15 protein-coding genes and 1 pseudogene are annotated in these 11,619 nt (G+C 55.2%); all 16 read left to right on the top strand.

Features of this window, described 5'->3' with window-relative positions; all coding sequences use genetic code 11:
- On the top strand, positions 1–907 hold a 907-nt coding region (ftsY, locus tag I656_RS01075), incomplete at its 5' end, for a signal recognition particle-docking protein FtsY (protein ID WP_020756725.1).
- 172 nt (positions 908–1,079) lie between these two features.
- Entirely contained in the window at positions 1,080–1,412 is a 333-nt protein-coding gene (locus I656_RS01080) for a putative DNA-binding protein (protein ID WP_013523384.1), read from the top strand.
- Positions 1,413–1,429: 17 nt separating this feature from the next.
- Positions 1,430–2,770: a signal recognition particle protein gene (gene ffh / locus I656_RS01085; RefSeq protein ID WP_011230696.1), complete on the top strand. Its 1,341-nt coding sequence runs from the start codon at positions 1,430–1,432 to the stop codon at positions 2,768–2,770.
- A gap of 94 nt (positions 2,771–2,864) precedes the next feature.
- Positions 2,865–3,137, top strand: a complete 273-nt coding sequence (gene rpsP, locus I656_RS01090; protein ID WP_011230697.1) for a 30S ribosomal protein S16 — start codon at positions 2,865–2,867, stop codon at positions 3,135–3,137.
- An 11-nt stretch (positions 3,138–3,148) separates the two neighbouring features.
- Positions 3,149–3,385, top strand: a complete 237-nt coding sequence (locus I656_RS01095) for a KH domain-containing protein (protein ID WP_011230698.1) — start codon at positions 3,149–3,151, stop codon at positions 3,383–3,385.
- Positions 3,386–3,473: 88 nt separating this feature from the next.
- Complete coding sequence (locus tag I656_RS01100) at positions 3,474–3,860, top strand: YlqD family protein (protein ID WP_011230699.1); 387 nt, start codon at positions 3,474–3,476, stop codon at positions 3,858–3,860.
- 15 nt (positions 3,861–3,875) lie between these two features.
- Positions 3,876–4,394 carry a ribosome maturation factor RimM gene (rimM, locus tag I656_RS01105; protein ID WP_013145773.1) on the top strand — a complete coding sequence of 173 codons (519 nt, stop codon included), beginning with the start codon at positions 3,876–3,878 and terminating at the stop codon, positions 4,392–4,394.
- Positions 4,394–5,128, top strand: coding sequence for a tRNA (guanosine(37)-N1)-methyltransferase TrmD (gene trmD / locus I656_RS01110; RefSeq protein ID WP_011230701.1), 735 nt, complete (start codon positions 4,394–4,396; stop codon positions 5,126–5,128). The genes rimM and trmD overlap by 1 nt, the downstream gene beginning before the upstream one ends.
- Positions 5,129–5,263: 135 nt before the next feature.
- Entirely contained in the window at positions 5,264–5,620 is a 357-nt protein-coding gene (gene rplS / locus I656_RS01115) for a 50S ribosomal protein L19 (protein WP_013145772.1), read from the top strand.
- A gap of 153 nt (positions 5,621–5,773) precedes the next feature.
- Complete coding sequence (gene lepB, locus I656_RS01120; RefSeq protein WP_033006717.1) at positions 5,774–6,295, top strand: signal peptidase I; 522 nt, start codon at positions 5,774–5,776, stop codon at positions 6,293–6,295.
- Between the two features lie 12 nt (positions 6,296–6,307).
- Entirely contained in the window at positions 6,308–7,174 is an 867-nt protein-coding gene (ylqF, locus tag I656_RS01125; RefSeq protein WP_013145770.1) for a ribosome biogenesis GTPase YlqF, read from the top strand.
- Between the two features lie 85 nt (positions 7,175–7,259).
- Positions 7,260–8,042, top strand: coding sequence for a ribonuclease HII (locus tag I656_RS01130; protein WP_013523388.1), 783 nt, complete (start codon positions 7,260–7,262; stop codon positions 8,040–8,042).
- A gap of 18 nt (positions 8,043–8,060) precedes the next feature.
- On the top strand, positions 8,061–9,608 hold the full coding sequence (locus I656_RS01135) for a flagellar hook-length control protein FliK (RefSeq protein ID WP_020756716.1): 1,548 nt from the start codon (positions 8,061–8,063) through the stop codon (positions 9,606–9,608).
- A complete protein-coding gene (locus I656_RS01140) occupies positions 9,605–9,892 on the top strand; it encodes an EscU/YscU/HrcU family type III secretion system export apparatus switch protein (RefSeq protein ID WP_033006714.1) in 288 nt (95 codons plus the stop codon). Before I656_RS01135 ends, I656_RS01140 begins: the two co-directional genes overlap by 4 nt.
- Before the next feature lie 115 nt (positions 9,893–10,007).
- Positions 10,008–11,167: pseudogene (gene sucC, locus I656_RS01145) on the top strand (ADP-forming succinate--CoA ligase subunit beta).
- Between the two features lie 17 nt (positions 11,168–11,184).
- Positions 11,185–11,619, top strand: a 435-nt coding sequence (locus tag I656_RS01150) for a CoA-binding protein (RefSeq protein ID WP_020756713.1), incomplete at its 3' end; no start/stop codon positions are given.

Genomic DNA, 11,619 nt, shown 5'->3' with positions numbered 1-11,619 from the left:
AAAAACGCGAAATTCGCTCGCCGGGAAAGTGAACGACCTCATCGCCCGCTATCGGAAAGTGGATGAAGCGTTTTTTGAAGAGCTTGAGGAAATTTTGATCGCCGCCGATGTGGGCGTCACGACCGTCATGGAACTTGTCGATGAGCTGAAAATGGAAGTGAAGCGCCGCAACATTCAAGATTCGGCGCAAATGCGCGACGTGATCGCGGAAAAACTGATTGACATTTACCGCGCCGGCGCCGATGACAACGAGCTTTCCGCCTTGAATATGCAAGAAGGAGGGCTGACGGTCATATTGTTCGTCGGCGTCAACGGCGTTGGCAAGACGACGACGATCGGAAAACTGGCGCATAAGCTGAAATCGGAAGGGAAATCGGTGCTCTTGGCCGCAGGCGACACGTTCCGCGCCGGAGCGATCGAGCAGTTGGAAGTATGGGGCGAACGCGTTGGGGTCGATGTCATTAAGCAGGCGGCCGGCTCCGACCCGGCGGCCGTTATGTACGACGCCATTCAGGCGGCAAAAGCACGTAGCGTTGACGTGTTGTTGTGTGACACAGCCGGGCGGCTGCAAAACAAAGTGAACTTAATGAAAGAGCTTGAAAAAGTGAAGCGCGTCATCAGCCGCGAAATCCCGGGCGCTCCGCATGAAGTGCTGCTTGTGCTTGATGCGACGACCGGGCAAAATGCGATGAGTCAGGCGAAGCTGTTTAAAGAAGCGACCGATGTGACCGGCATCGTGTTGACAAAGCTCGACGGAACGGCGAAAGGCGGCATCGTGCTTGCCATTCGCAACGAGATGGCCATCCCGGTGAAACTCGTCGGCCTCGGCGAGAAGATGGACGATTTGCAAGTGTTCGATCCAGAACAGTACGTCTACGGATTGTTTGCTGATTTGCTGGAATCATAAAAAAGTCAACAGAGGGTGCTCCAAAACCAATGGAGCGCCCTTTGTTGTTACGTCCACGGGGGTGTAACCGATAAGCCCTTTGTCCGTTCCATCCCTTGACACCTTGCCGAAAAGAAGGTACACTACATTTTTGTAAAGGTATTTTACTTAACAATGAGGGAGGGAGAGTCCGGTGCTGGAAAAAACGATGCGCATGAACTATTTATACGATTTTTACCAAGCGCTGTTGACGCCGAAACAGCGCAACTATATGGCGCTTTACTACTTGGACGACTACTCCCTCGGGGAAATTGCCGAACAATATGAGGTGAGCCGCCAGGCGGTGTACGATAACATCCGGCGTACAGAAGCGATGCTGGAGCAGTATGAAGAGAAGCTCGGGCTGCTGCGAAAATATGAACGGCGGCGGCAGATCATCGAGCGGCTGAAAGACTACATCAGCCGGCACTACGGTGCTGACGCCGAATTGGCGGCGCTAGTCCGCGAGCTTGACGAACTTGATTAAAAAAGGGGGTGGCCGCCATGGCGTTTGAAGGACTGTCTGAACGTTTGCAGCAGGTGATGAACCGCATCCGCGGCAAAGGGAAAGTCACCGAAGCGGATGTCAAAGAGATGATGCGCGAAGTGCGCCTTGCGCTTTTGGAAGCTGACGTCAACTTTAAAGTCGTCAAAGATTTCATCAGACAGGTGAGCGAGCGGGCTGTCGGGCAGGAAGTGATGAAAAGCTTAACGCCGGGCCAGCAAGTGATCAAAATCGTCAAGGAAGAGCTGACGGCGTTAATGGGCGGTGAGCAAAGCCAAATCGCTGTCGCGAAGAAACCGCCGACCGTTGTGATGATGGTCGGGTTGCAAGGGGCCGGGAAAACGACGACCACCGGGAAGCTGGCCAACTTGCTGCGCAAACGGCATAACCGGAAGCCGCTTCTGGTGGCTGCCGACGTTTACCGCCCGGCGGCGATCAAACAGCTTGAGACGCTTGGCAAGCAGCTCGACATGCCTGTCTTTTCGTTAGGCGAGCACGCCAATCCGGTTGAAATCGCGAAACAGGCGCTCGAGCGGGCGAAAGAAGAGCATTATGATTACGTGCTCATCGACACAGCCGGCCGCCTCCACATTGATGAAGCGCTCATGGATGAACTGAAGCAAATGAAAGAAGCGGTCAAGCCGGATGAAATTTTCCTCGTCGTTGACGCCATGACCGGGCAAGATGCCGTCAATGTCGCACAAAGCTTCCATGAGCAGCTCGGCATCACCGGGGTGATTTTGACGAAGCTGGACGGCGACACGCGCGGCGGGGCGGCGCTGTCGATTCGCGCCGTCACCGGAGCGCCGATCAAGTTTGCTGGGATGGGCGAAAAACTTGACGCTTTGGAGCCGTTCCATCCGGAGCGAATGGCGTCGCGCATTTTAGGCATGGGCGATGTCCTGACGCTCATCGAAAAAGCGCAGGCGGCCGTCGACGAAGAGAAGGCGAAGGAGCTCGAACAAAAAATGCGCACGGCCACCTTCACGCTTGACGACTTTTTGGAGCAGCTCGGCCAAGTGCGCAAGCTCGGACCGCTTGACGAACTGATTAAAATGCTGCCGGGCGCCAACAAAATCAAAGGGCTCGCCAACATCCAAGTCGATGAAAAGCAAATCGCCCGCGTTGAGGCGATCATCCGCTCGATGACGAAAGAAGAGAAAACGCATCCGGAAATCATCAACGCTAGCCGCAAAAAGCGGATCGCCAAAGGAAGCGGCACGACGGTGCAGGAAGTAAACCGGCTTTTGAAGCAATTTGACGAGATGAAAAAAATGATGAAAATGATGACGAATATGCCAAAAGGGAAAAAGAAAGGATTCCGTTTTCCATTTATGTAAATGAAGATCTGTTAAGCGAAAAACCTTTACAAACGGAAAAAGAATTGTTAATATACTATCTTGTGTGAACTCTATACGGAGGTGCGTACTGACTATGGCAGTAAAAATTCGTTTAAAACGCATGGGAACAAAGAAAAAACCATTCTATCGCATCGTGGTAGCTGATTCGCGCTCGCCGCGCGACGGTCGTTTTATCGAAACGATCGGCACGTACGATCCGGTCGCTGAGCCGGCGCAAGTGAAAATTGATGAGGAATTGGCGCTCAAATGGCTGCAAAACGGCGCCAAACCATCGGATACGGTGCGCAGCTTGCTGTCGAAGCAAGGCATTTTAGAGAAGTTCCATAACTTGAAATACGGCAAATAAGCGAGATGCACATGAAGCCGCTCATTGAAACGATCGTCAAGGCGCTTGTCGATCATCCGGAGGCGGTGGCGGTTGAGCGCCGCGAAGAAGAGACGGCCGTCATCTATGAGCTGTCCGTGCATGAAGACGACACTGGCAAAGTGATCGGCAAACAAGGGCGGACGATCCAGGCGATTCGCACGGTCGTTGCCGCCGCCGCGGCCGGATCGCCAAAGCGGGTTGTTGTGCAAGTGAAAGACAAAGGGTGAGGATGTTCCTCTCCCTTTTTTGATATGATGCCAAAGGGCGCAAAAATGACCCGGGTGCCGTTCATTCCGTGTCAAAAGGGGGAAGAGGATGAAGCTCATTCAAACGGTTGAGGTGCGGCAAATCGTCACCGAACGGAGCAAACAAGAGCTTGCCGCCGCGTTTTTGGCGCGCAAGCAGCAGCTCGAGCGCGAGTGCGACCAGCTTCGTTTTGAACAGAAACGAATGGAGAAAAGCGGAAACTATCCGCCCGCTTTAGTGAAACAATATTTTGCCAAAGAGATCGACGAGCGGATGGAGAAAATGAAACTGCTTGAGTTTCAGCTCGAACAATTACATATGCTACCGTTAGGGAGCGAATTGAAAGAGCGGGAAGTCGAGGCGCTCGTTGAGGTGAACGTCGGCGACCGTTGGGAAGAGGTGACAAAAACGCGCGCCATCATCATTGAAGACGGCGTCGTCAAAGAGATTCGCTAAGAAGGGATGAACGCGATGGAACGATGGTTTAATGTCGGAAAAATTGTCAATACGCACGGCATTCGCGGCGAAGTGCGCGTCATTTCGCGCACCGACTTTCCTGAAGAACGGTATAAAAAAGGAAACAAGCTGTACATTTTCCGCGAACGGGACACGGAACCGATTGAAGTCACGGTGAAAAGCCACCGCGTCCATAAATCGTTTGACTTGTTGTCGTTTGAAGGCTATGACAGCATCAACGATGTGGAACGGTTTAAGGGAGCGATGCTGAAGGTGCCGGAAAGCCAGCTCGGCGAACTCGCGGAAGGGGAATATTATTTCCATGAGATCATCGGCTGCACTGTCGTGACAGAAGGCGGGGAGACCATCGGCGCGGTAAAGGAAATTTTGACTCCAGGGGCGAACGACGTCTGGGTCGTCCGGCGCGAAGACGGATCGGAAGCGCTCATTCCGTACATTGACGAGGTCGTTTTGCACGTCGATCCGGAGCGGAAAACGATCATCATCCGGCCGATGGAAGGGCTGCTCGAGTGATGCGGATCGATATTTTAACGTTGTTTCCCGGCATGTTTTCCGGGGTGTTGAGCGAGTCGATTTTAAAGAAGGCGCAAGAAAAAGGGGCCGTCGACATCCGCCTTATTGATTTTCGCGAGTTTGCCGACAACAAGCATAAAACGGTCGACGATTATCCGTATGGCGGCGGCGCCGGCATGGTGCTCAAGCCGCAGCCGATTTTTGACGCGGTGGAACACGTGACGGCTGGATCGCCTGGCGCCCGCATCATTTTGCTTTGCCCGCAAGGCGAGCGCTACACGCAAAAAAAGGCGGAAGAGCTGGCGAAAGAAACGCATTTGGTGCTCATTTGCGGCCATTACGAAGGGTATGACGAACGCATCCGCCAATATTTAGCAACCGATGAAATTTCGATCGGCGACTATATTTTAACAGGTGGGGAACTCGGCGCCATGGTCATTGTCGACAGCGTCGTCCGTCTTCTCCCCGGGGTGCTCGGCAATGAGGCGTCGCCGGTCGATGACTCGTTCAGCTCCGGGCTGCTTGAGTATCCGCAATACACAAGACCGGCCGATTTCCGCGGCATGAAAGTGCCGGATATTCTGCTTTCTGGCAACCATCAGCTCATCGCCGAGTGGCGCGAGAAGGAATCGCTCCGGCGCACGTTTTTGCGCCGTCCGGACTTGCTCGATGAATATCCGCTTACAGACAAGCAAAAGCAATGGCTGAAAGAGTGGGAAAAGGAGCGCGAATAGCTATTGCCTGAGTCAACCGTTTATGCTATCATGTCTTTTGTGTGACCTTAAGCGATTGGCTTGAGGATGGAAAACGATGTTCCGCTGCAATGAAGAGATCATTGGCATGAACATCTGTGGAAGGAGTGGATCATGATGCATCATTTAATCCAAGAGATTACGAAAGAACAACTGCGGACGGATTTGCCGGATTTCCGCCCGGGCGACACGGTGCGCGTTCATGTGAAAGTCGTCGAAGGCAACCGCGAACGCATCCAAGTGTTTGAAGGTGTCGTCATTAAACGGCGCGGAGCGGGCATCAGCGAAACGTTCACGGTCCGCAAAGTGTCCTATGGCGTCGGCGTTGAGCGCACATTCCCGGTGCATACGCCGAAAATCGCCAAGCTGGAAGTCATCCGCCGCGGGAAAGTCCGCCGCGCGAAATTGTACTACTTGCGCGAACTTCGCGGCAAAGCGGCGCGCATCAAGGAAAATACGAACGCAGCGCAATAATGGACAACGGTGGATCACAGCGGAAAAGGAGCTTGCTTTCAAGCTCCTTTTTTCACTACCGCCAATGATGATTACGGTCGTGATCCACGACTGCAAACTTTGATTTAGGTGGGTGGACAATGGAACAGAAAAAAAAGCGAATGGCGCGAATGGATGAAAGCGATCGTCGTTGCCGTCTTGCTCGCCGGGGGCATCCGCTACTTTATTTTCGCTCCGATCATCGTCGACGGTTATTCGATGATGCCGACATTACATAACCATGAGCGGATGATCGTCAATAAACTGGCGTATAAAATCGGCATGCCGCACCGTTTCGATATCATTGTTTTTCACGCTGAAGAAGGGAGAGACTATATTAAGCGAGTCATCGGCCTGCCGGGCGACCGAATTGAATACAAAAATGATACGCTCTATATCAATGGCAAGCCGTATGAAGAGCCGTATTTGGACGAGTATAAAAAGCAGTTGTCCGACGGCGGTCCACTGACGGAATCGTTCACTTTGGAGGAACTGACCGGGCGAAGCACGGTGCCGCCGGGGCATTTGTTTGTCATGGGCGACAATCGCCGTTTCAGCAAAGACAGCCGCCATATCGGCTTCATTCCGATGTCAAAAGTCGTTGGCAAGGCGAATCTTGTGTATTGGCCGCTTTCTGACGCCCGGATTGTGAAATAAACGAGGCAGGTGATGCCAATGACAGTGATTCAATGGTTCCCCGGCCATATGGCGAAGGCCAAGCGGGAAGTGCAAGAAAAATTAAAGTTGATCGACGTAGCGTTTGAGCTGCTTGACGCCCGTGTGCCGATGTCCTCGCGCAACCCGATGATCGACGAGATTCTCGGACAAAAGCCGCGCCTCATTTTGCTCAATAAGGCTGATATGGCCGATGAGGCGGTGACCGAACAGTGGATCCGCTATTTCCACGATCAAGGGCGGCTGGCTTTGCCCATCGATGCTCAAAGCGGAACAGGAGTCCGGCAAATCGCGGCGGCAGCGAAAGAGATGGTGAAAGACAAATTCGAGAAAATGCGGGCGAAAGGGATTAAAAACCCGCGCCCGGTTCGGGCGCTCATCGTCGGCATCCCGAACGTCGGCAAGTCGACGCTGATCAACCGGCTCGCCGGCCGCCATATCGCGAAAACCGGCGACAAGCCGGGGGTGACAAAAGCGCAGCAATGGATTAAAGTCGGCAAAGAAATGGAGCTGCTTGATACCCCAGGCATCCTATGGCCGAAATTTGAGGATGAGGACGTGGGCTACAAGTTGGCGGTGACCGGGGCCATTAAGGACGAAATTTTAAACTTGCAGGATGTCGCCGTCTATGCGCTCCGCTTTTTGTCGACCCACTATCCCAACCGGCTTGCGGAGCGCTACGGCCTTGATGACATTCCGGATGACATTGTCGCCTTGTTTGACGCCATCGGAAGGCGGCGCGGCTGCTTGACGTCAGGCGGCGCTGTTGACTACGATAAAGTGGCTGACATCGTTTTGTATGACATCCGCACGGAAAAATTAGGCCGCTTAAGCTTTGAAACGCCCGCTTCACGGACGTAGCGCGTCCGGCGGGCGTTTTTTTGCCGGCGGCGCTTTACGGTCGGCCAAACAGAGCCGATAGTATAAGTAGAAGAGGGAGAGGAGCATGAAGCGGTATACGGTGAAAGACATTGAAGCGCTGCTTCCGAAGCTTGGCGAGGACGACCCGCGCTGGGAGATGCTGCGGCAGGATGAGCGAAAAAGCGTGCAGGCGCTTCTTGCCCGTTTTGAAAGGCAGAAAGCGCGCCGGCACGCCATCGAGCAGCGGTGGGAAGAACTGATGCGTTATGAGCGGGAACTATACGCCGCTGGCGTTAGACGGATCGCCGGCATTGATGAGGCCGGGCGCGGCCCGCTGGCCGGCCCGGTCGTCGCCGCCGCGGTCATCTTACCGAAAGACGCCTATTTGCCGGGGCTTGACGACTCGAAGCGGCTGACGCCGGAAAAGCGCGAGGCATTGTTTGCGCAAATTGAAGCGTGCGCCGTCGCCATCGGCATCGGCATCGTCAGCGCGGCGGAGATCGATGAAAGGAATATTTACGAAGCGACAAGGCAAGCGATGGCGAAAGCGGTGAACGCCCTTTCCCCGCCGCCTGAACATTTGCTTGTTGATGCGATGGCGGTGCCGTGCCCACTGCCGCAACAGCGCCTCATAAAAGGAGACGCCAACAGCGCTTCGATCGCTGCTGCGTCGGTCATCGCCAAAGTGACGCGCGACCGGTGGATGAAAGAACTGGATCGCCGCTATCCACAATACGGGTTCGCGCGCCATATGGGCTACGGAACGCCGGAACATTTCGAGGCGATCCGCCGCTACGGCGTTACGCCTGAGCACCGTCGTTCGTTCGCACCGGTGAGGGAGGTGCTCGAGGCGAGCGAGCAGCTCTAGAAGAAGGGATGGGACGAAATGGTCGAGCGCATGGAGCGGACGATGCCAACGACCGCTGTCCGCGACGCGACATCCAGCCGGCGGTTTCAGCCGGGGCAGGCCGTCGTCGGCCGAGTGGAGCGGGTCGAGGAGATGGAAACCGAGGAGCGGGCGGCGCTCGTCCGCGCTGGCGGACAGCTTGTGCGCGCCCGTTTGGAGGCACCGCTTGCCGTCGGACGTTTGTATTTGTTTGAAATTCACGAACGACAAGGAACAATTTATTGGAAAGCCATTCCCCTTTCCGAACCGGCGTCTGCTCCGTCAGGTGAAGAGGCGGTGCGCCGGTGGCAAAAAGCGTGGAAACTGCCGGATGCGGCGCTGCCGGTGCTCCGCCAAGCGCTGAAAGCTGGCGCGGCTGCAACGAAAGAGGAAATTGCCGCACTGACTGAAGCGGTGAAAGAGACCGGCCAGCCGGACGCGGCCGAAGACGTGCTCGCCCATTTGTTTCGCCGCCGGCTGCCGTTCTCTTCAGCCGTGTTTCGCGCGCTATGGGCAGCCAAAACCGGGGTGTCGCTCGCTGAGGGTTTGGGGAAACTGAAAGCGGCCATTGCCGCCCTTTCCGCCCATCCGGCGGCGCTTGAGCTCATCCGGGTGATGGAGAAGTTTCTTTCACCGCCGCTGTCCGCTTACGAGGCGGCCGTGCGTTTGTTGCTGTCAGGGGAGGAAGAGGCCGAAACGGCCCGCGCGCTTCTTGCCCGCCTTGGGCTCGCCCCGTTGCCGGAGGACCGCCGCTTGGCGCTTCGGGAGGCGATGCAATGCCGCCGGTTTGCCGATATCATTCGGCAGCTCGGCTTGACGGACGAGGAGGCGTTTGTGGAACGGTGGGCCGCTCTCGATGCTGCCTATCAAAGCGGAGCGCTGCCCGCCGCGGAAGCGAAGTTGTGGGCGGCCGCTCGAGCGACGAGAGATCCGGCGCTGTCGCTGTTTTGCTGGCTGAGGCGAGCGGCCGTGCGGCTTGGGCTTGAGGATGAGGCGGCGCTCGTCCGTGTCGGGAAAATCGAGGATTTGCCTTCCGCCCCGTCGTTGAAACGGCTGCTTCTTCGCTTTCTTCATGAATCGGGGAGCGAAGGGGCCAAGAGGGCGGCCGAAGCGATTCTCGACCAGCTCGATGGCATGGCCATCGCTGCTGGCGGCGATGGGCTCATTGAGCACGTATGGATTTCGTTTCCATTGCCGCTTGGCGGCCGCAGCAGCGATTTTGCTGTGTGCTGGCAAGGAAGGAGGAAACAAGGCGGGCCGCTTGATGCCGATTACAACCGCATTGTTTGTTGCCTGACGCTTGAAGAGCTGGGAGAGGTGATCGTTGATATGCGCGTGCAACGACGGATCGTCCACATCTCCATTTTTCACGATGATCCGCGGTTGGCGGTTGCTGCCGCTCGGATGGCTCCGCTTGTCAAAGAGCGGTTTCAGGCGCACGGCTATGCGCTTTCAGGCATTGATGTAAAGGCAACGCGTTCCGCCCCTCCTCCGCCTTCCGTTTTTCTGTTTGCCGACAGTTGCAGCGAGGTGGATTGCCAAGCATGAACGAGGAGCGGAAAAAAGCAGTCGCCTTGTCTTACGATGCGGCACTTGACGCAGCTCCGATCGTCAAGGCGAAAGGGGTTGGCAAGGTCGCCGAAGCGATCATCGCCGCCGCCCGCGAGCACGGCGTGCCGATTCGCCAAGATCCGACGCTTGTTGAGCTGCTGGGGAAAGTGGAGATCAACGAAATGATCCCGGAGGAGCTGTACGCCTTAGTGGCTGAATTGTTCGCGTTTTTGTATCAGCTTGATCAGGAAGCGAAAGGAGAAAGAGCGGGGAAGGGGTAATTTTCCTATTCCCCGCTTTCTTAATTTTGCGGCGAAACGGTGGACAAGCGCGAAATGTTAGGTATAAAATGAAAGCGCTAAGACTTTTTTGATTTTATACATAGGAGGTTGGCGCATGAACATTCATGAATACCAAGCAAAAGAAATTTTGCGAAGCTATGGTGTGAGCGTGCCGAACGGCCGCGTCGCGTTCACGGTGGATGAAGCGGTCGAAGCGGCGAAAGAGCTCGGCGCGCCGGTGTGTGTCGTCAAAGCGCAAATTCATGCCGGCGGGCGCGGCAAAGCGGGCGGGGTGAAAGTGGCAAAAAGCTCGAGGAAGTCCGTACATACGCCAGCGAATTGCTCGGCAAAGTGCTCGTCACCCATCAAACCGGCCCGGAAGGAAAAGAAGTGAAACGGCTGTTGATTGAAGAAGGGTGCGACATCCAAAAAGAATACTACATCGGCCTTGTCGTCGACCGCGCCACCTCGCGCGTCGTGTTAATGGGGTCGGAAGAAGGCGGAACGGAAATCGAAGAAGTGGCGGCGAAAACGCCGGAGAAAATTTTTAAAGAATACATCGATCCAGCCGTCGGGCTCCAAGCGTTCCAAGCGCGCCGATTGGCTTTCAACATCAACATTCCGAAGCATCTCGTCAACCAAGCGGTCAAATTTATGATGGGCTTGTACCAAGTGTTTGTCGATAAAGACTGCTCGATCGCCGAAATCAACCCGCTTGTCGTCACCGGCGACGGCAAAGTGATGGCGCTTGATGCGAAGCTGAATTTCGATTCAAACGCCTTATACCGCCATCCGGACATCCTTGAATACCGCGACTTGGATGAAGAAGACCCGAAAGAAGTCGAAGCGTCGAAATACGACTTGAACTACATCGCTCTTGACGGCAACATCGGCTGCATGGTCAACGGCGCCGGCTTGGCGATGGCGACAATGGACATCATCAAATATTACGGAGGCGAGCCGGCCAACTTCCTCGATGTCGGCGGCGGCGCCAGCGAGGAAAAAGTAAGGGAAGCGTTCAAAATCATTTTGTCCGACCCGAACGTCAAAGGCATTTTCGTCAACATTTTCGGCGGCATTATGAAATGCGATGTCATCGCGAGCGGCATCGTCGCGGCGACGAAGCAAGTCGGTTTGACGCTTCCGCTTGTCGTCCGACTTGAAGGAACGAACGTTGAGCTTGGGAAAAAGATTTTGCAAGAGTCGGGCTTAAACATTATTGCGGCCGAATCGATGGCGGACGGAGCACAAAAAATCGTCGAGCTAGTACGTTAAGAAAGCGAGGGAGACACGTGAGCGTTTTTGTCAATAAAGATACGAAAGTGATCGTACAAGGGATTACCGGTTCGCAAGGGCTGTTCCATACAAAGCAGATGATCGAGTACGGGACGAACATCGTCGGCGGCGTCACGCCGGGCAAAGGCGGCACGGAAGTCGAAGGCGTGCCGGTGTTTGACACCGTTTCCGAAGCGGTCGAAAAAACAGGCGCGAACGCCTCGGTCATTTACGTTCCGCCGGCCTTCGCTGCGGATGCCATCATGGAAGCGGTCGACGCGGGACTCGACCTTGTTGTTTGCATCACCGAAGGCATTCCGGTGCTTGATATGGTGAAAGTGAAACGGTACATGGAGGGCAAAAAGACGCGCCTCATCGGTCCGAACTGCCCGGGCGTCATTACGCCGGAAGAGTGCAAAATCGGCATTATGCCGGGCTACATCCATAAAAAA

It is taken from the genome of Geobacillus sp. WSUCF1 (assembly GCF_000422025.1).
Classification (GTDB): Bacteria; Bacillota; Bacilli; order Bacillales; family Anoxybacillaceae; genus Geobacillus; species Geobacillus zalihae.
The sequence above is the reverse complement of the archived record's forward strand: the minus strand, read 5'-3'. Positions and strand labels throughout refer to the sequence as shown.

What these genes read in the sequence shown, in the direction of transcription:
- I656_RS01130 (WP_013523388.1), top strand. Translation starts at nt 7,260, where the DNA reads ATGAAGCGGTATACGGTGAAAGACATTGAAGCGCTGCTTCCGAAGCTT.
- lepB (WP_033006717.1), top strand. Translation starts at nt 5,774, where the DNA reads ATGAAAGCGATCGTCGTTGCCGTCTTGCTCGCCGGGGGCATCCGCTAC.
- I656_RS01135 (WP_020756716.1), top strand. Translation starts at nt 8,061, where the DNA reads ATGGTCGAGCGCATGGAGCGGACGATGCCAACGACCGCTGTCCGCGAC.
- trmD (WP_011230701.1), top strand. Translation starts at nt 4,394, where the DNA reads ATGCGGATCGATATTTTAACGTTGTTTCCCGGCATGTTTTCCGGGGTG.
- rpsP (WP_011230697.1), top strand. Translation starts at nt 2,865, where the DNA reads ATGGCAGTAAAAATTCGTTTAAAACGCATGGGAACAAAGAAAAAACCA.
- ffh (WP_011230696.1), top strand. Translation starts at nt 1,430, where the DNA reads ATGGCGTTTGAAGGACTGTCTGAACGTTTGCAGCAGGTGATGAACCGC.
- I656_RS01100 (WP_011230699.1), top strand. Translation starts at nt 3,474, where the DNA reads ATGAAGCTCATTCAAACGGTTGAGGTGCGGCAAATCGTCACCGAACGG.
- rimM (WP_013145773.1), top strand. Translation starts at nt 3,876, where the DNA reads ATGGAACGATGGTTTAATGTCGGAAAAATTGTCAATACGCACGGCATT.
- ylqF (WP_013145770.1), top strand. Translation starts at nt 6,308, where the DNA reads ATGCCAATGACAGTGATTCAATGGTTCCCCGGCCATATGGCGAAGGCC.
- I656_RS01140 (WP_033006714.1), top strand. Translation starts at nt 9,605, where the DNA reads ATGAACGAGGAGCGGAAAAAAGCAGTCGCCTTGTCTTACGATGCGGCA.
- rplS (WP_013145772.1), top strand. Translation starts at nt 5,264, where the DNA reads ATGCATCATTTAATCCAAGAGATTACGAAAGAACAACTGCGGACGGAT.
- I656_RS01095 (WP_011230698.1), top strand. Translation starts at nt 3,149, where the DNA reads ATGAAGCCGCTCATTGAAACGATCGTCAAGGCGCTTGTCGATCATCCG.